Source organism: Halomonas sp. JS92-SW72, from assembly GCF_003547075.1.
Classification (GTDB): domain Bacteria; phylum Pseudomonadota; class Gammaproteobacteria; order Pseudomonadales; family Halomonadaceae; genus Halomonas; species Halomonas alkalicola.
This window is the reverse complement of the sequence record NZ_CP032147.1, coordinates 973761-989869: the sequence shown is the minus strand read 5'-3', so window position 1 is coordinate 989869 and position 16109 is coordinate 973761. Positions and strand designations below refer to the sequence as shown.

The 16109-nt window shown below is 68.1% G+C and carries 19 protein-coding genes and 1 tRNA gene; 14 read left to right on the top strand and 6 right to left on the bottom strand.

The window, feature by feature from the left end; translation table 11 throughout:
* Window positions 1-23 precede the first annotated feature (23 nt).
* A complete protein-coding gene (dnaQ, locus tag D1793_RS04690; RefSeq protein WP_119021109.1) occupies window positions 24-773 on the top strand; it encodes a DNA polymerase III subunit epsilon in 750 nt (249 codons plus the stop codon).
* On the top strand, window positions 773-1543 hold the full coding sequence (nudC, locus tag D1793_RS04685) for an NAD(+) diphosphatase (protein WP_119021108.1): 771 nt from the start codon (window positions 773-775) through the stop codon (window positions 1541-1543). Before dnaQ ends, nudC begins: the two co-directional genes overlap by 1 nt.
* A 50-nt stretch (window positions 1544-1593) precedes the next feature.
* Here nudC and D1793_RS04680 read toward each other — a convergent pair whose 3' ends face one another.
* Window positions 1594-1905 (bottom strand): SCP2 sterol-binding domain-containing protein, encoded by a 312-nt coding sequence (locus D1793_RS04680; RefSeq protein ID WP_119021107.1) that lies wholly within the window; start codon window positions 1903-1905, stop codon window positions 1594-1596.
* A 141-nt stretch (window positions 1906-2046) separates the two neighbouring features.
* Between D1793_RS04680 and sohB the strand changes: the two genes are divergently transcribed.
* Complete coding sequence (gene sohB, locus D1793_RS04675; protein WP_119021106.1) at window positions 2047-3087, top strand: protease SohB; 1041 nt, start codon at window positions 2047-2049, stop codon at window positions 3085-3087.
* On the opposite strand, the gene D1793_RS04670 is transcribed toward sohB, so the two are convergent.
* The gene (locus tag D1793_RS04670) at window positions 3084-3407 is read right to left on the bottom strand and encodes a metalloregulator ArsR/SmtB family transcription factor (protein ID WP_119021105.1); all 324 of its coding nucleotides are present in this window, start codon (window positions 3405-3407) and stop codon (window positions 3084-3086) included. The two genes, sohB and D1793_RS04670, sit on opposite strands and share 4 nt — an antisense overlap.
* A 334-nt stretch (window positions 3408-3741) precedes the next feature.
* Between D1793_RS04670 and D1793_RS04665 the strand changes: the two genes are divergently transcribed.
* The 3 genes from D1793_RS04665 to D1793_RS04655 all read left to right on the top strand — a co-directional run bounded on the left by D1793_RS04665 (window position 3742) and on the right by D1793_RS04655 (window position 7328).
* Window positions 3742-5652: a propionyl-CoA synthetase gene (locus tag D1793_RS04665; protein WP_119021104.1), complete on the top strand. Its 1911-nt coding sequence runs from the start codon at window positions 3742-3744 to the stop codon at window positions 5650-5652.
* 172 nt (window positions 5653-5824) lie between these two features.
* Window positions 5825-6505, top strand: a complete 681-nt coding sequence (locus D1793_RS04660) for a 7-cyano-7-deazaguanine/7-aminomethyl-7-deazaguanine transporter (RefSeq protein WP_119021103.1) — start codon at window positions 5825-5827, stop codon at window positions 6503-6505.
* Window positions 6506-6539: 34 nt separating this feature from the next.
* On the top strand, window positions 6540-7328 hold the full coding sequence (locus D1793_RS04655; RefSeq protein WP_119021102.1) for an alpha/beta fold hydrolase: 789 nt from the start codon (window positions 6540-6542) through the stop codon (window positions 7326-7328).
* An 18-nt stretch (window positions 7329-7346) separates the two neighbouring features.
* Here D1793_RS04655 and D1793_RS04650 read toward each other — a convergent pair whose 3' ends face one another.
* Window positions 7347-8744 carry an exonuclease domain-containing protein gene (locus D1793_RS04650; RefSeq protein WP_346426390.1) on the bottom strand — a complete coding sequence of 466 codons (1398 nt, stop codon included), beginning with the start codon at window positions 8742-8744 and terminating at the stop codon, window positions 7347-7349.
* Window positions 8744-10093, bottom strand: a complete 1350-nt coding sequence (locus D1793_RS04645; protein ID WP_119021100.1) for an ABC transporter substrate-binding protein — start codon at window positions 10091-10093, stop codon at window positions 8744-8746. The genes D1793_RS04650 and D1793_RS04645 overlap by 1 nt, the downstream gene beginning before the upstream one ends.
* Window positions 10094-10242: 149 nt before the next feature.
* Between D1793_RS04645 and D1793_RS04640 the strand changes: the two genes are divergently transcribed.
* Window positions 10243-11949 (top strand): potassium/proton antiporter, encoded by a 1707-nt coding sequence (locus tag D1793_RS04640; RefSeq protein ID WP_119023574.1) that lies wholly within the window; start codon window positions 10243-10245, stop codon window positions 11947-11949.
* On the opposite strand, the gene D1793_RS04635 is transcribed toward D1793_RS04640, so the two are convergent.
* Together D1793_RS04635 and D1793_RS04630 are read right to left on the bottom strand one after the other, a co-directional pair.
* Window positions 11943-12497, bottom strand: coding sequence for a YaeQ family protein (locus tag D1793_RS04635; protein ID WP_119021099.1), 555 nt, complete (start codon window positions 12495-12497; stop codon window positions 11943-11945). The genes D1793_RS04640 and D1793_RS04635 overlap by 7 nt on opposite strands.
* A gap of 79 nt (window positions 12498-12576) precedes the next feature.
* Window positions 12577-12666, bottom strand: a tRNA-Ser gene (locus tag D1793_RS04630).
* Between the two features lie 119 nt (window positions 12667-12785).
* Between D1793_RS04630 and D1793_RS04625 the strand changes: the two genes are divergently transcribed.
* The 7 genes from D1793_RS04625 to D1793_RS04595 all read left to right on the top strand — a co-directional run bounded on the left by D1793_RS04625 (window position 12786) and on the right by D1793_RS04595 (window position 16105).
* The gene (locus tag D1793_RS04625; protein WP_119021098.1) at window positions 12786-13229 is read left to right on the top strand and encodes an NUDIX hydrolase; all 444 of its coding nucleotides are present in this window, start codon (window positions 12786-12788) and stop codon (window positions 13227-13229) included.
* Between the two features lie 92 nt (window positions 13230-13321).
* Entirely contained in the window at window positions 13322-13990 is a 669-nt protein-coding gene (locus D1793_RS04620) for a Bax inhibitor-1/YccA family protein (protein WP_119021097.1), read from the top strand.
* A 76-nt stretch (window positions 13991-14066) separates the two neighbouring features.
* Window positions 14067-14459, top strand: coding sequence for a sulfurtransferase complex subunit TusD (gene tusD, locus D1793_RS04615; protein WP_119023573.1), 393 nt, complete (start codon window positions 14067-14069; stop codon window positions 14457-14459).
* A 9-nt stretch (window positions 14460-14468) separates the two neighbouring features.
* Window positions 14469-14852, top strand: coding sequence for a sulfurtransferase complex subunit TusC (tusC, locus tag D1793_RS04610; RefSeq protein ID WP_119021096.1), 384 nt, complete (start codon window positions 14469-14471; stop codon window positions 14850-14852).
* Between the two features lie 26 nt (window positions 14853-14878).
* On the top strand, window positions 14879-15172 hold the full coding sequence (gene tusB / locus D1793_RS04605; protein ID WP_240407775.1) for a sulfurtransferase complex subunit TusB: 294 nt from the start codon (window positions 14879-14881) through the stop codon (window positions 15170-15172).
* A complete protein-coding gene (locus tag D1793_RS04600; protein ID WP_119021095.1) occupies window positions 15172-15525 on the top strand; it encodes a TusE/DsrC/DsvC family sulfur relay protein in 354 nt (117 codons plus the stop codon). The genes tusB and D1793_RS04600 overlap by 1 nt, the downstream gene beginning before the upstream one ends.
* 7 nt (window positions 15526-15532) lie before the next feature.
* Complete coding sequence (locus tag D1793_RS04595; protein ID WP_119021094.1) at window positions 15533-16105, top strand: ACP phosphodiesterase; 573 nt, start codon at window positions 15533-15535, stop codon at window positions 16103-16105.
* The last annotated feature ends 4 nt before the right edge of the window (window positions 16106-16109 follow it).

The following is a 16109-nucleotide window of genomic DNA, read 5'->3' as shown; positions in this document are numbered from 1 at the left end:
CTTCCTGAGCCAGAGAGTTTCCCATGCGCCAGATCATCCTCGACACCGAGACCACCGGCATCGACCCCCGGGAAGGCCACCGCCTGATCGAGATCGGGGCGGTGGAGATGGTCAACCGCCGGCTCACCGGCAACACCTATCACCAGTACATCAACCCCGAGCGGCAGATCGAGGCGGAGGCGGTGGGCGTGCACGGCATCACCGACGAGCGCGTGGCCAATGAGCCGCGGTTCGCCGAGATCGCCGATGCGTTCTGGGCCTTCATCGAGGGCGCCGAGCTGGTCATCCATAACGCCCCCTTCGATGTCGGTTTCATCGACCACGAGTTCGAGCGGCTCAATCGAGCGCGCGGTGAACCTCGCCTGGGCCCTGTGGCGGCGCACTGCAGGATCCTCGATACGCTGGTGATGGCCCGCGAAAAGCACCCGGGTCAGCGCAACAACCTCGACGCCCTGTGCAAGCGCTACGAAATCGACAACGGCCATCGGGTGCTCCACGGCGCCCTGCTGGATGCCGAGATCCTTGCCGACGTCTACCTGGCGATGACCGGCGGCCAGACCGCGCTCTCCCTGGACGCCTCGGCCGGCGGAGACAGCGGCGTGGCCGGCAGCGGCGGGCTGGCGATTCGCCGCCTCGCTCTGGAGCCTGGCCGCCTGGCGGTGCTCTCTCCCAGCGAGCAGGAGCTGGCCGCCCATCGCGCCAAGCTGACGGCGATCCGCGAGGCGTGCGGGGAGTGTCGCTGGGACCGCATGGGCGAGGGGGTGCCGCACTGATGCTGCGCCGTGAGCTGCCCCTCGAGGCGGCGGCGGGGCGCGTGATTCGCCTGGCCGAGGGGCGCATCGCCCCGGGTCCCGATGGCGACCTGCTGCAGCCGCCCCAGCCCTGGACGCCGGCCATGCAGCCTCTCTGCTACTGGCATGACGAGCCTGTGGCGCTGTCGCTGGAGGCGGCGCCGGAAGAGACGTGGCCGGACGGTCGGGGCTGGCTGGCCAGGCTGCCGGAGTCGCGCTTCGCGCTGCTTTCCACCGCCCTGCAGGTCGGCGCCTGGCTGCGCGACCATCGCTTCTGTGGCCGCTGCGGCACCCCCGCCGAGCGCCTCGACGCCGAGTTCGCCATGCACTGCCGGGCCTGCGGCCACCGCAACTACCCGCGCATCTCGCCCTGCATCATCACCCTGGTGACCCATGGCGATGCGCTGCTGCTGGCGCGCAGCCCGCGCTTCCCGCCGGGACGCTACTCCACCCTGGCCGGTTTCATCGAGCCTGGCGAGTCCGCCGAGGAGGCGGTTCGGCGCGAGGTCTTCGAGGAGGTGGGCCTGCAGGTGGGGCGCATCCGCTACTTCCGCAGCCAGGCCTGGCCCTTCCCGCACTCGCTCATGCTCGGCTTCTTCGCCGAGGCGGCCAGCCGGCGCATCCGCATCGACGGTGTGGAGATCGCCGATGCGGCCTGGTACTCGCCGCGCCGGCTGCCGCAGCTTCCGCCGCTCTACTCCATCTCGCGGGCGCTGATCGAGACCCACCTGACCGAGGTGGCGGCCCGCTAGAACGACATCGGGCCGCCCAGGGCGGCCCGATGGTGGCGGGGCGTGCTGCCTCAGCCCTTGGGGAAGAGGCTGGTCAGCTTGGTGGCCAGCATCACGTTGCCGGTGGCCTTGAGCTTGCCGGTCATGAAGGCTGTCATGCCGTTGACCTCACCGTTCATGAGGCCCTTGAGGGTGTCGGTGGACATGCTCAGGCTGACGGAGGGGTCGTCATGCTCACCCTCCTGGATGTCGAGAGTGCCGTCCTTGACCACCAGGTAGTGGCTGCCGGCATCGCTGAAGTGGAACTGGAAGACGTCATCCATGCCCAGGGCGGACTGGGCGTCGAAGCGGGACTGCAGCTTGTCGAGGGTGGAGAGGCTCATCGGGACTCCTGGGGGTGGGTTGGCATCGGCCATCAGGTTATTTCAAACGGTTGTTTCATTCAAGCGCCTTGACGACGCCCGGCCCGCCTGGCGTGCTAGGGGCGACATGGGCAAGCGCTCGGACACGGACAGGAGAGCATCATGAACGATTGGCTGGCCGATTTTGGCATGTTCCTGGCTCAGCTGGTGAGCCTGGTGGTGATCATCGCTTTGGCGGTGGCGCTGGTGGCCCGGGTGCGCGGCGAGGTGGGGGATCGCAGCCGACTGCGCCTGGACGAGCTCAATGATGCCCGGGACTACCGCCGGCGGCGGCTGACCTTGGCCGCCAGCGAACCCGGGGCCCGCAAGCGCCTCATCAAGGCCTTTCGCCGCGAGGACAAGGCCCGCGACAAGACCGGGCGCAAGGGGGAGAAGGCGCGGCAGTCCATCGCCTGGGTGATCGACTTCCATGGCGACCTGCGTGCCAGCGCCACGGGCCGGCTGGCCGAGGAGGTTTCGGCGCTGATCGATGCCGCCGACCAGGGGGACGAGGTGATCGTGCGGCTGGAGTCGGCCGGAGGGCTGGTGCATGCCTACGGTCTGGCGGCCGCCGAGCTCGACCGGCTGCGCGAGGCGGGCCTGAGGACCACGGTGTGCGTGGACAAGGTGGCGGCCAGCGGTGGCTACCTGATGGCCTGCGGGGCGGACCAGCTGCGCGCCGCGCCGCTGGCGGTGGTGGGCTCCATCGGCGTGGTGGCCCAGGTGCCCAACGTGCACCGGCTGCTCAAGCGGCACGACATCGACGTGGAGGTGCTGACCGCCGGGCGCTACAAGCGCACCCTGACCGTGTTCGGCGAGAACAGCGAGGAGGGGCGCGAGAAGTTCATCGACGAGTTGGAGGGGGTTCACGCGCTCTTCAAGCGTCACGTGGCCGAGCGTCGCCCGTCGCTGGATATCGAGGCGGTGGCCACCGGGGAGACCTGGTACGGCCGCGAGGCCCTCGAGCGCGGCCTGGTGGACGCCCTGGGCACCAGCGAGGCCTACCTGGTGGAGCGCATGAAGGAGGCACGGGTGATCCATCTGCGCCTGGAGCCGCGCCGCCGCCTGGCGGATCGGCTCGGGGCGGCGGTCTCGGTCGGCGTAGAGCGGGCGCTGGAGAAGGGGCTCGAGGTGCTGGAGCAGAGCCCCCTGCGCCGCCGCTAGTCGGCCATGCCGAGCTGGCCTAGGGCCTCGATGATGGTCTGTGCGCTGTCGCCCTGCCAGGAGTAGTAGATGGTCTGGGAGGCCCGCCTGGTGGAGACCAGGTTCTCCCGGCGCAGGATCGCCAGATGCTGGGAGAGGGCCGACTGGCTGAGGGTGAGCCGGCTGTTGAGCTCGGTCACCGAGAGCTCCTGCCCGTCCAGCAGGCAGAGGATGCGCAGCCGGTTGTCGTTGGCCATGGCCTTGAGCAGCGCCGTGGCCCGATCGATGGTGGCGTCACCTCCGGCGAGGAGGCGCGCTGCCGTGCTGTTGGAATTGCCCATGTGAATTCCCCGCGCTGGCAGGTGCAGAAGTGGTATGCCGTGCTGGCCTCGTGCCCTCAGGGGCCAGCGGCTCCGATCAGGCCGTTGTGATCGCTCCTTGGCGAGCGTCCTTTCCTCATTTAGGACTTGATTAAAGCATAGACCACCCGGCGGGGAGTGGAAGAGTGTCCCCGCGCGTTGAGAGAGGGTTGGCGCGCGCCCTTGTTGTTGACAATGTTTCCCCTGATATCTCCTCCTTTTGTCGAAAGTTAGCCTATCGTATGAGGGCGTCGGCGGCCTGGTGCATTACAGTGTCAACAATCCTTCGATGTCACTGACCTGCTACAGGACGATCATGAGCACCTACGCCAACGAATTTCGCCGCTCCATCGAGCAGCCGGAGAGCTTCTGGGCCGAGCAGGCCCGTCGTATCCCCTGGTTCAAGGCGCCGACCCAGATCCTTCACTATGACGAGGCCAATCACGCCCGCTGGTTCGCCGACGGTGAGCTGAACATCTGCCACGCGGCGCTGGACCACCACGTGGAGCAGGGCCGCGGCGACCAGCCGGCGATCTTCTGGGACTCGCCGGTCACCGACAGCAAGCGCACCCTGACCTATCGCGAGATGCGCGACCAGGTGGCGACCTTCGCCGGCGCCCTCAGGGGGCTCGGCGTGGAGAAGGGCGATCGCGTGGTGATCTACATGCCCATGGTGCCCGAGGCGCTGGTGGCCATGTACGCCTGTGCGCGCCTGGGTGCCGTCCACTCAGTGGTGTTTGGCGGCTTCGCGCCCCACGAGCTCGCCGTGCGCATCGATGACGCCACCCCCAAGGTGGTGGTGGCCGCCTCCTGCGGGGTCGAAGTCAACAAGGTGCTGCCCTACAAGGGGATCATCGATGCGGCCGTCGAGCAGAGCAGCCACAAGCCGAATGCCTGCGTGATCTTCCAGCGCGAGCAGCACACCGCCGAGCTGGGCGAGCGCGACCACGACTGGGCCGCCCTGATGGCCGCGGCCGAGCCCGCTGACTGCGTGCCGGTGAAGGGCACCGATCCGCTCTACGTGCTCTATACCTCCGGTACCACCGGCAAGCCCAAGGGCGTGGTGCGCGATACCGGCGGCTACGCGGTGGCACTGGCCTACTCCATGGAGGCCATCTACGACATCGCTCCCGGCGAGGTCTTCTTCTCCGCCTCGGACGTGGGCTGGGTGGTGGGCCACTCCTATATCGTCTATGCGCCGCTGCTGCGCGGGGCCACCAGCGTGGTCTACGAGGGCAAGCCGGTGAAGACCCCAGACGCCGGCGCCTTCTGGCGGCTGATCAGCGAATACCAGGTGAAGAGCTTCTTCACCGCCCCGACGGCGTTCCGCGCCATCAAGAAGGAGGACCCGGACGGCAAGCTGCTGGCCCAGTACGATATCTCCTGCATGAAGGCGCTGTTCCTGGCCGGCGAGCGGCTCGACCCGCCCACCTTCCACTGGCTCGACGACCTGCTCGAGGTGCCGGTGATCGATCACTGGTGGCAGACCGAGACCGGCTGGCCCATCGCCGCCAACCTGCATGGCCTGGAGCCGATGCCCACCAAGGCGGGCAGTGCCACCGTGCCGGTGCCGGGTTTCGACGTGCAGATCCTCGACCGCGAGGGCGAGCGCATGGGCCCGATGGAGCAGGGCAGCGTGGTGATAAAGCAGCCGATGCCGCCGGGCTGCCTGGTGGGGGTGTGGGGCGATCCCCAGCGCTTCCACGCGGCCTACATGGCGGCCTTCCCGGGCTTCTACCTGACCGGCGATGGCGGCTATGTGGACGAGGACGGCTATCTGTTCATCATGGGCCGCACCGATGACGTCATCAACGTGGCCGGCCACCGTCTCTCCACCGGCGAGATGGAGGAGGTCGTCGGCGCCCATCCCGCCGTGGCGGAGTGCGCGGTGATCGGCATCCACGATGCCCTCAAGGGGCAGCTGCCCATCGGCCTGGTGATTCCGAAGGACGGCTTCGAGGGGCGCGAGGACGACCTCGAGCAGGAGCTGATCGCCCTGGTGCGTGAGAGGATTGGCCCCATCGCCTGCTTCAAGCAGGTGCTGGTGGTGGACCGCCTGCCCAAGACCCGGTCCGGCAAGATCCTGCGCAAGCTGCTGCGCAGCATCGCCGACGGCAAGGAGTTCGGCATCCCCTCCACCATCGACGACCCGGCCAGCCTGCAGGACGTGCACGAGGCGATGAAGGCCCGCGAGGTAGGCGCCGCCCACGAGGCGCGCCAGGTCTGATGCCCTGACGGCATTCGCCAGACTGCCCCCATGACGCCGCCCCCCGGGGCGGCGTTCTTGCTGGCGCCATGGCCAGCGGCGGGCGAGGTCCGTATAATGCGCGACCGCACGCTGCTCCGGCAGCCCGTTCCACGAGGGTTCCCTCACCCCTCCCGTAAAAAAAGGATGCTCCATGTTCGCGCTTTCCGATGCCCAGCAGCGTCGCCTGCTGGCCCTGCTGATCGGCTTCCATATCCTGGTGATCGCCGCCAGCAACTACCTGGTGCAGCTTCCCTTCACCCTGTTCGGCTTCCATACCACCTGGGGTGCTTTCAGCTTTCCGTTCATCTTCCTGGCCACCGACCTCACGGTGCGACTGTTCGGCAAGGAGCCGGCCCGGGCCATCGTGATGCGGGTGATGCTGCCGGCCCTGGTGATCTCCTATGTGGTCTCGGTGGTCTTTCCGCGGGGCAGCTATGCGGGCCTGGGGGCGCTTGGGGAGTGGAACCTGTTCGTGGCACGCATCGCCGTGGCGAGCTTCATGGCCTACCTGCTGGGCCAGCTCCTCGACGTGCACGTCTTCGACCGCCTGCGGGGCCTCAAGGCCTGGTGGGTGGCGCCGGCGATCTCCACCGTGCTCGGCAACCTGGCCGACACCTTCGCCTTCTTTTCGATCGCCTTCTACAACAGTCCCGACCCCTTCATGGCGGCCAACTGGCTGGAGATCGCCTGGGTCGACTATGTCATCAAGCTGGGCATCAGCCTGCTGTTCTTCGTGCCGCTGTATGGCGTGCTGCTGTCGACCCTGAGCCGCCGCCTGGTGGCGGCTACCGAGGCCGAGCCTGCCGCTGCGGCGGCGAGGACCCGCCCCTGACACAGGCCGGGAAGCCGGCCAAGGAGAGAGTGCCATGTCCGTAGAGCTCAACTATCTGGATACCGGTGGTGAAGGCGTGCCGCTGGTGGTGGTCCACGGCCTGTTCGGCAGCGCCGACAATTGGCGCTCCCACGTCAAGGCGTGGGAGGGGATGCGGCGAGTGATCACCGTGGACCTGCGCAATCATGGCCGCTCTCCCCACGTCGAGGGGATGGGCTACGACGCCATGGCCGAGGATGTGACCCGCCTGCTCGACCGCCTCGAGGTCCCCCGCGCCCACCTGCTCGGCCACTCCATGGGCGGCAAGGTGGTGATCTCGCTGGCTCGCCTTGCGCCCGAGCGGGTGGCGTCGCTGATCGTCGGCGATATCGCGCCTGTGGCCTATGGCCACGACCACGACGCGGTGTTCGCTGGGCTGCGCCGCCTCGAGGAGGGGAAGCCGGCCAATCGCCGCGAGGCGGACGACCTGCTGGGCGAGCACGTCAAGGAGCGGGCGGTGAGGCTGTTCCTGGCCACCAATCTGGAGCGTGGCGAAGAGGGCGCGCTCAGGCTGCGCCTGGGGCTCGACGAGATCCAGGAAGACTACGAGACCATCATGGGGCCGACGGCGGGCGAGGGTGCCTTCAGCGGGCCGACCCTGGTGCTGCGCGGCGCAAATTCCCACTACGTCACCGATGACATGCTGCCGGCCCTGCGGGAGGTGCTGCCCGAGGCCGAGGTGGTGACCCTGGAAGCCGGCCACTGGCTGCATGCCGAGCAGCCAGAGGCGTTTCGGGAGGCAGTGGAGACCTTTCTGGACCGGCTCGCGGTCCCGTCACGGTAGGTGTGCCGACGCTTGCGCCTAGGCGTCTGCCTGGCGCGGCAGCGTGACCAGCGTCAGCCGATCGGCGCCCTCGCCATCGAGAAAGCGGCGCAGGATTCGGTAGGTGTCGACGTCGAAGCGCCCCTTCTCCTCGGCAAGAGCGGTGAGGCCGGCCAGGGAGTCGGCACTGCCAAGGTGACACCAGTGGTCCACCAGGTGCCAGCCCTGTGCGCCGGTGGGTCCACGCTCGCCGATAGCCAGGCGGCCCTCCCAGGGCCAGTGGTGAATCTGCAGCCGCGCGAGGGCGTCCCGGGCGCGCGCCGTGTGCTCCGCCAGCGGTTCGTCGCCCCGGCAGGCGCCGCGACAGCGCCCGAGCTGGCTCGCGAAGCAGGCGCCTCGTCCCTTTTCAAGCCCTAGCAGGCGCAGGCAGAGCCCCTGGTCGGCGGCGATCTGATGCAGCGCCTGGCGGGCATCACGGGTGCTGCGAAACAGGCCCATCATCGACTCGGCCTCTTGGCCGGTCAGGGTGTCGGCTTGACACAGCTCAGGACGGCTTGCCGTCATCGGCCAGGACCATCCCACCAGTCGCCCAGAGCGGCGCAGGCGCCGGTTCAAGATCGGCTGGCGCTTCTTGATCAGCCTCGCCTCCAGCAGCTGGGCGCCCAGGTCGCCGGCCGTTTCCCTCCAGTCGATGTGACGCACCTGCTGGGCCAGGCGCATCTCGCGGTCGTCCCGGTGGTCGGCCTGAAAATGGCTCATGACCCGAGAGCGGATGTTGACGCTCTTGCCGATGTAAAGGGGCAGATCGTTCTCCCCATGCATCAGGTAGACACCGGGGGTAGCGGGAAGCGCCTGGATCATGCCTGGATCGAGGTGTGCCGGCAGGCTGGGGAGGCGTCGCTGCCGCTGCAGTTCGTCGGCCAGGCGTGTGGGGGGATAGGCTACCTGCCACTGTCGCCAGAGGGCGAGCAGGGCCTCGGCGTCGGCCATGGCGCGATGGCGAGTCGCCGTGACGATGCCGTGCCGTTCCAGCAGGGCGGCCAGGTTGTGTTCACGCTCCTGCGGTGCCAGGCGTCGTGACAGACGCAGGGTGCAGATCACTTCGGCGCTAAATTCCACTCCGGCGAGCCGGAAGGCGTTGCGCAGGAAGCCGTAATCGAAGCGCGCATTGTGGGCGACCAGGAGGGCGGGCCCGAGCCACTCTCGGAGCTCTTCGGCGACCTCGGTGAAGGTCGGGGCGTCCTCGACCATGGCGTCATCAATGCCGGTCAGCGCGCTGATAGGGGCAGGGATGCGTACCTTGGGGTTGATCAGCCGGTGCCAGCGGGACGTCACTTCGCCGTGCTCCACGCGCAGGGCGGCAATCTCGGTGATGCGGTCCCGGGTGGTGCGGATGCCGGTGGTTTCGAGATCGAGGAAGATCAGCGGCTCGTCCATCAGGGCGCGCCCAGGTCGACCCCGAGCCTGCCGACCGGGGTCAGGGTCTCGGTCACGCCGCGCTCATGGAGGAACGCCTCGAAGCGCGCGTAGCCGCCCCAGTCGAAGGCGGCGGGGCGGGCGCTCAGGCGCAACAGCATGGGCAGCCAGGCGTCCCGATTCGCCGGGGTGTCCATGGCGGGTTCCTTCTCTGCCAGGAGCGCCCAGGCCGCCTCCGGATGCTCCAGGCTCCAGGCGGTGGCCTCGGCGAGGGCCTCCAGCAGGCGCCGCAGACTCTCCCACTGGCCACCCATCCGGTCGCGGTTGGCCACCAGGATCAGCCCCTCGTGGCGCGGGATCCCGTGCTCCTCGAGCCGCAGTAGGTGGGTGGAGAGGCCTTCGTCGCCCAGTCGCCGGGGCAGGCCTAGGCGCTGCGGCGTCATAACGCCGTCCAGTCCCTGATCGACCATCTCGTTCACGGCGCTGAAGTTGACGTCCACCAGCTCGAGTTCCTCGATGGCGATGCCGTGGGGCCTGAGCAGCAGCGGCAGCAGCAGCTCGCGGCTCTCCTCCACCGAGTAACCGATGCGCCTGCCCGCCAGCTGGGCAGGTGACGCCAGGTCGCCGTCGTCGCGCAGCAGCAGGCCCGCCAGGGGCAGCTCGACCAGGGTGCCGACCCGCACCAGCGGCAGGCCGCGATCCACCTGCAGGTGCAGCAGCGGCTGACGACTCACGGCAAGATCGATGCGACCGGCGGCCAGCAGTCGCGTCGGCAGGGTGGGGTCGGCGGGGGTAGTTACGGTCACCTGCAGGCCGTTGCGCTCCAGCATGCCCTTATGCAGGGCGATGAACAGGGCGGCATGCTGGGGGCCGGGGTACCAGTCCAGCATGATCTCCAGGGTCTTGAGGGGCGGCGGCTCGAGGGGCTCGGGAGGCGTGAGTGCCACTCTGGGCCCCTCGTCGACCAGGTCGCTAGTCGCGACGGCGTCCAGCGAATCCGAGCTGACCTGAGATGCCGGGGCGGCGCCGATGGCGTCCTCTCCCTCCGGGTGGCCGGTGGTGTCGCCGGCCGGGGGCAGCGGTGCCGGCGTCTCGATGGGGGGCTCGCTGTCTGCCTCCCTAGCCTCCTCTGGCAGGGTCTCTGACGGGGCCTCGAGGGCGTGCTCCCGCGCCGGGATCTCGGGCACCAGGACGGTCGTCTCCAGCTTGCCGGGGGCTAGTTCTTCCCGGGGGAGGTCGGGCACCACCAGAGGCGGGGGCTCCTCGGCCGATACGCTTGGCATCGGCGCCAGGCTCGAGAGTGTCGCCATCAGCAGGATGAGGACGGACGCCACGGCGATCGGTCGCCTGGGCTGGGCGGGGTCGGGCATGCACGGGCTCCGGCAGTGGTGCCGGCAACTGGCCGGCTGGCGGCAACAGAGTGTATCCGCTCGCGGGAAGGGCTGGCCAGCCCGGGCGAGCGGCGTCGCGCCGCTGCAACCCTCATGCGATAATGGCCCTTCATCGCCTCGAGGATGCCATGGACGCCATCAATACCCTCTTCATGCTGAGCGGCCTGCTGATCGCGCTCAGCGTGCTGGCCAGTCGCCTCTCCAGTCTGGTGGGGCTGCCTTTGCTGTTGATCTTCCTCGGCCTCGGCATGCTGGCGGGGGAGGAGGGCCTGCTCGGCATCCAGTTCGACGACTATACCCTTGCCTTCACCATCGGCCACCTGGCGCTGGCGATGATCCTGCTCGATGGCGGGCTGCGCACCCGCCTCAAGACCTTCCGGGTCGGCTTCCGGCCGGCGCTCTCGCTGGCGACTCTCGGCGTCTTCATCACCAGCGGGCTGATCGGGCTGCTGGCCATGTGGATCTTCGACCTCTCGCTGCTGCAGGGGCTGCTGGTGGGGGCGATCGTGGGCTCCACCGACGCCGCCGCGGTGTTCTCGATGCTCAGCGGACGAGGCGTCAACCTCAACGAGCGGGTGGGGGCGACCCTCGAGATCGAGTCCGGCACCAACGACCCCATGGCGATCTTTCTGACCCTGGTGCTGGTGGAGATGTTGGTGGGGCAGGTGAGCGGCACCGCCGATACCCTGCTGCTGCTGGTCCAACAGTTCGGGCTGGGCCTCTCTATCGGCGTGGGTGCTGGCTGGCTCAGCGGAAAGCTGCTGCGCTGGGTGGACCTGGCCCCTGGGCTCTACTCGCTGCTGGCGCTAGCGCTGGGCTTCTGCGTGTTCGGCCTGACCAGCTTCCTCGGCGGCAGCGGCTTCCTGGCGATCTACCTGGCGGGGCTGATGATCGGCAACCAGCCCGGGCGCCACCTCAACTTCATCCTGCCGGTTCACGATGGCCTGGCTTGGCTCAGCCAGATTGGTCTCTTCCTGGTGCTGGGGCTGCTGGTGACTCCGAGCGAGATGCTCGAGTACGCGCTGCCTGCCAGCTTGGTGGCTTTGGCGCTGATCTTCGTGGCCAGGCCCCTGGCGGTGCTGATCAGCATCAAACCCTTCTTCAAGTTCCGCTGGCGAGAGACCGGCTTCATCGCCTGGGTCGGCCTGCGCGGCGCCGTTCCCATCGTGTTGGCGATCTTCCCGGTCATTGGCGGGGTGGAGAACGCCTCGCTCTACTTCAACGTGGCCTTTGCGGTGGTGCTTCTCTCGCTGCTGGTCCAAGGGGGGACCCTGGGCTGGATGGCGCGGCTGATGAAGGTCGAGGTGCCGTCATCGGTGACCCCCAACCAGCGCGGCCCGCTAGGCATCCTGCCGGAAAACGACTTCGAGATGTTCGTCTACCGAGTGGAAAACTCCGACCTCGAGGACGTGCCTATCCGGCTGCTGCGCTTCCCCTCGGGGGCGCTGATCTCGGCGCTGTTCCGCGACCATGTGATGCTGCACCCCAAGGGCAGCACCCGCCTGCAGCTGGATGACGTGATCTGCGTGATCGGCCGCAGCGAGGATCTGCCGGCGCTGAACCGACTCTTCAACGGCGATGCCAAGCTCAAGCAGGAGCGCGCCTTCTTCGGCACATTCACCTTCGCCGGCGAGGCGCGCATGCAGGATATCGCCGATGCCTATGGCCTGACGCTCAGCCAGGCGGAGAAGGAGATGACCCTGGCGGACTTCATCTCCCTGCGGGTGGGCGGGCATCCGGTGGTGGGGGACGACGTGGACTGGCACGGCATCCACTGGGTAGTTAGCGAGATGGAAGGCAACACCGTGACCAAGGTGGGGCTGAGGCTCTACTGAGCCGCACTGGCCTGCTGGCGGATCTCGACGCTGACCTCAACGGAGGCCTCCGGCGTGGCCAGCCACATCATGCCGTCTTGCAGGGTCGCATTGAGGTCCATCCCCCGGGCGGCCAGCCTGCCGAGCTCGCCAACGGTCTCGGGCGCGACATCGATGACCGTGAGGTTGCCCAGGCTTCTCAGCTTGCCGGCGAGCTGGTCCCACCAGAGCCGGGAGCCGTGGCCGCCATAGGTGTAGATCACCACCTGCCGCGAACGGCCGCAGGCCCGGCGAATCTCCCGCTCGTCCGGCTGGCCGAGCTGGATCCACAGCTCGATCTCGCCGGTGAGGCTCCTGAACCACAGGTCCGGTTCGTCATCGGTGCTGACGCCGCGCCCGAAGGCCAGGTCCGGGTGGGCGTGGCGCGCGAAGGCCAGCAGGCGCAGCATCATGCGCTCGTCAGTCTCCGACGGGTGGCGGGCAACGGTCAGCACGTGCTCGCCGTAGTAGTGCCGATCCATGTCGGCAACCTGCAGGCGCGCCTTGCAGATGGTGGCCTTCAGCGCCATGGCGCCCTCCTGGGAATGGTGGGGGTGGATGGCCAGAAACGAAAAAGGCACCCGCAGGTGCCTGATTCGCTTGATGCGATGGCGGAGGGACAGGGATTCGAACCCTGGAAAGGCTTTCACCTTTGCCGGTTTTCAAGACCGGTGCATTCAACCGCTCTGCCATCCCTCCGGCTTACGGCGGTGAATATTACCAGCTTTCGGGGCCGGGTCAAGAGGGCCTTGGGATCAAGGCGTTAGCTAGGATGCCGTCAGGGTGCCAGACGTCATCCCGCGACCAGGGAGCCTGCCATGACCAGAAGTGAATCCAATGCCTTTCCGGCCGCCGCCGTCTCCTGCGCGGTGGTGAGAGGAGGGCGGCTGTTGATGGTGCGGCGCCGCTACCCGCCCAACGCCGGACGGCTAGCGCTGCCGGGCGGCAAGGTGGAGGCGGGGGAGCCCCTCGCCGTGGCGGCGGAGCGCGAGCTGCTCGAGGAGACCGGCGTGCGGGCCTGCGCCATCGAGCCGCTCACCGCCTTCGATGTCATCGAGCGGGAGCGCGATGGCCTGCTGCGCTTCCACTACGTGGTGGTGGTGATGCGCATGGCGTGGGTAGCGGGCGAGCCGGTCGCCGGCGATGACGCCAGCGAGGCCTGTTGGATGGAGCTCGAGGCCCTGATGGCGGCCGGCGATGGGGTCTGCGCGACGGCTGCCGCGGTGGCCGCCAGGCTGCTGGGCGCAGGGAAACAGCGTTGAGCGATGCCCCATCAAGGGCTTGCGCGGGGAACCTCGAGTCGGCATTCTAGGTCCACTGCCACGACCAACCAAACACAGGGAGCACTGGATCCATGGCATACCAAGACACCCAGCTTACCCGTCAGCAGAGCCAGACGGTCAGCACCAACAAGGTGCTGCGCAACACCTACGGCTTGCTCGCCATGACGTTGATGTTCTCGGCGGTTACCGCTGGCGCCGCCATGGCGATGGGCGTTGAACGCCTCAATATCTTCGTGTTCTTCATCGGCGCCTACGGCCTGATGTTCCTGGTGCACAAGACCGCCAATTCGGCAGCCGGCCTGCTGGCGACCTTCGCCTTCACCGGCTTCATGGGGTTCACCCTGGGGCCGATCCTCAACGCCTACCTGGCGCTGCCCAACGGTGCCGCCCTGGTCATGAACGCCCTGGCCATGACCGGCCTGACCTTCATCGGTCTCTCCGCTGTGGCGCTGGTCTCCAAGAAGGACTTCAGCTTCTTGGGTAACTTCCTGATGGCCGGTGCCATCGTGCTGATCCTGGCCATGGTAGCCGGTCTGATCTTCCAGATTCCGACTCTGATGCTGATGGTCTCCGCCGGCTTCGTGCTGTTCGCCTCGGCGGCGATCCTCTATCAGACCAGCGAGATCGTGCACCGGGCCGGCGAGACCAACTACATCCTCGCCACCATCACCCTCTATGTGTCGATTTACAACCTCTTCATCAGCCTGCTGTCGCTGCTCGGCATTATGAGCAACGACTGATCCTGGCGGGTCACGAGGACCTCGGCTGGCCCCGCCTCGGCGGGGCCAGCCTGTTTGTGGAGTGTCGAGTGCAATGATGCGCTATGCGATTCTGTTGATGGGGGCGCCCTACAGCAGCCAGGCCGCCCATTCCGCCCTGCGCTTTGCCCGGACGCTGTTGGGCCGTGGCCACCGCCTGGAGGGGGTGTTCTTCTACCATGACGGTGTCCACAATGCCGCCCGACTGGCCGCTCCGCCTCAGGACGAACCGCATCTGGTAGATGGTTGGGCGGCGCTGGCCGCCGAGCACGGCGTGCCGCTGCAAGTCTGCATCGCCGCGGCGCTGCGCCGCGGCCTGCTCGATGAGCGCGAGGCGGCCCGCCACGGCAAGCAGGGCCACAGCATCGAGCCCCCCTTCGAGCTGACCGGGCTGGGGCAGCTGGTGGATCTCGGGCTGCACTGCGATCGCCTGGTCACCTTCGGACCCTGAGGAGAGCCCATGCGAAACGACACGCTGCAAGGCGTCGACGGGGATCTGCTGGTCATCCTGCGTCACGCCCCCCACGGCACCAGCTGGCTGCGCGAGGGTCTGGATGCCGCCCTGGTGGCCGCCGCCTTCGGGCGCCGGGTGACGCTGCTGTTCATGGGCGAGGGCGTCACCGCCCTGGTGCCCGGCCAGGCGAGCGGCCCCCTGGGGCAGAAGGGCACCGCGCCGACCCTCGAGATGCTCGAGATGTACGATATCGATACTCTGCTGGTGGAGGAGGAGGCGCTGGCGCGTTTTGGCCTGGCGGTCGAGGGACTCATGCTTCCCGCCAGGGCGGTCGCGGCCGCGCAGCTGCCTGCGCTGACCGCCGATCATTCGCTGGTACTGACCTTCTGAGGGCGGCGGGGCCGCCCGGAGAGACCATGATGCTGCTGCATATTCTCAATCGCTCGCCGGCCACCAGCGAGGTCTATCGCCAGGCGCTGGCCGCCATGGGGCCGACCGATCGGCTTCTGATGATCGAGGACGGGGTGCAGGGCGCCCTGGAAAGCCTGGCGTGCCGCTTCGGTGACCTGCAGGGGCGCCTCTACGTGCTGGAGGAGGACCTCGCCGCTCGCGGACTGGTGCCGCTCTGCGCTGCCTCGGTGATCCGGGTCGATATGGAGGGCTTCGTCACGCTCACCGAAGAGGCGCAGCGCACGGTGAGCTGGTTCTGATGGCAACCACACAAATATACCGTTATCTTCTTGTCGGCGAACAGCAGGTGGCCCTGGATCCGGAAGGCTACCTGGTAAATCTCAACGACTGGACACCCGAAGTCGCCAGGAGCCTGGCCGAGGAGGAGGGCATCACGCTGACCGACGAGCACTGGGAGGTGGTCCAGGTGCTGCGTGACTTCTACCAGCGCTTCGAGCAGGCCCCGGCGATGCGACCCTTGGTGAAGGCCGTGGCCAGGGCCCTGGGCGAGGAGAAGGGTCGCTCGATCCACCTGATGCGGCTTTTCCCCGGCAGCCCGGCCAAGCTCGCCGCGCGTATCGCCGGGCTGCCCAAGCCCACCCACTGCCTGTGAACGACCCGTGAACTTCCTCGCCCATGCCTGGCTGGCCCGTGGCGGCAGTGATGACTTCCTGTGGGGCAACCTGATCGCCGACGGGGTCAAGGGGAGCGATCTCTCCGCCTGGCCGGAGGGGGTTGCCGCCGGCATTCGCCATCACCGTCGCGTGGACGCCTTCGTGGATGCCCATCCCGTCGTGGCGAAGATCCGTCGGCGGGCGCCCGATCGCCAGCGTCGCTATGCCGGGATCGCTCTGGATCTGGTGTGGGATCACTTCGTGGCGCGGGAGCTGGGCCTTCAGGCCGGCCACTCCCCCCTGGTGGCCCGCACCTACCGGGTGCTGCGGGCCCGGCCGGCGCCGGCGCGCCTGGCCACGCTGGTGCCGGTGCTGGTGGAACAGGACTGGCTGCATCGCTATGCGGATTTCGCCTTCACCTGTCGGGCGATTGCCGGTATCGGGCGCCGCCTCTCCGGGCCCAATCGGCTGGCCGAGCTTGTGCCGTGGCTCGAGGAGGAGCAGCGGCGCCTGGAGGAGGACTTCCATCGCCTGTGGCCGGAGGTGCGCCGGGCGCTGGAGGTTCCGGAACATCGCTAGCCGG

What these genes read in the sequence shown, in the direction of transcription:
- dnaQ (WP_119021109.1), top strand. Translation starts at nt 24, where the DNA reads ATGCGCCAGATCATCCTCGACACCGAGACCACCGGCATCGACCCCCGG.
- D1793_RS04645 (WP_119021100.1), bottom strand. Translation starts at nt 10,093, where the DNA reads ATGCCCGACCCCGCCCAGCCCAGGCGACCGATCGCCGTGGCGTCCGTC.
- tusC (WP_119021096.1), top strand. Translation starts at nt 14,469, where the DNA reads ATGCGAAACGACACGCTGCAAGGCGTCGACGGGGATCTGCTGGTCATC.
- D1793_RS04655 (WP_119021102.1), top strand. Translation starts at nt 6,540, where the DNA reads ATGTCCGTAGAGCTCAACTATCTGGATACCGGTGGTGAAGGCGTGCCG.
- D1793_RS04680 (WP_119021107.1), bottom strand. Translation starts at nt 1,905, where the DNA reads ATGAGCCTCTCCACCCTCGACAAGCTGCAGTCCCGCTTCGACGCCCAG.
- tusB (WP_240407775.1), top strand. Translation starts at nt 14,879, where the DNA reads ATGATGCTGCTGCATATTCTCAATCGCTCGCCGGCCACCAGCGAGGTC.
- nudC (WP_119021108.1), top strand. Translation starts at nt 773, where the DNA reads ATGCTGCGCCGTGAGCTGCCCCTCGAGGCGGCGGCGGGGCGCGTGATT.
- D1793_RS04660 (WP_119021103.1), top strand. Translation starts at nt 5,825, where the DNA reads ATGTTCGCGCTTTCCGATGCCCAGCAGCGTCGCCTGCTGGCCCTGCTG.
- D1793_RS04650 (WP_346426390.1), bottom strand. Translation starts at nt 8,744, where the DNA reads ATGGACGAGCCGCTGATCTTCCTCGATCTCGAAACCACCGGCATCCGC.
- D1793_RS04620 (WP_119021097.1), top strand. Translation starts at nt 13,322, where the DNA reads ATGGCATACCAAGACACCCAGCTTACCCGTCAGCAGAGCCAGACGGTC.
- D1793_RS04640 (WP_119023574.1), top strand. Translation starts at nt 10,243, where the DNA reads ATGGACGCCATCAATACCCTCTTCATGCTGAGCGGCCTGCTGATCGCG.
- sohB (WP_119021106.1), top strand. Translation starts at nt 2,047, where the DNA reads ATGAACGATTGGCTGGCCGATTTTGGCATGTTCCTGGCTCAGCTGGTG.
- D1793_RS04665 (WP_119021104.1), top strand. Translation starts at nt 3,742, where the DNA reads ATGAGCACCTACGCCAACGAATTTCGCCGCTCCATCGAGCAGCCGGAG.
- D1793_RS04600 (WP_119021095.1), top strand. Translation starts at nt 15,172, where the DNA reads ATGGCAACCACACAAATATACCGTTATCTTCTTGTCGGCGAACAGCAG.
- tusD (WP_119023573.1), top strand. Translation starts at nt 14,067, where the DNA reads ATGCGCTATGCGATTCTGTTGATGGGGGCGCCCTACAGCAGCCAGGCC.
- D1793_RS04670 (WP_119021105.1), bottom strand. Translation starts at nt 3,407, where the DNA reads ATGGGCAATTCCAACAGCACGGCAGCGCGCCTCCTCGCCGGAGGTGAC.
- D1793_RS04635 (WP_119021099.1), bottom strand. Translation starts at nt 12,497, where the DNA reads ATGGCGCTGAAGGCCACCATCTGCAAGGCGCGCCTGCAGGTTGCCGAC.
- D1793_RS04625 (WP_119021098.1), top strand. Translation starts at nt 12,786, where the DNA reads ATGACCAGAAGTGAATCCAATGCCTTTCCGGCCGCCGCCGTCTCCTGC.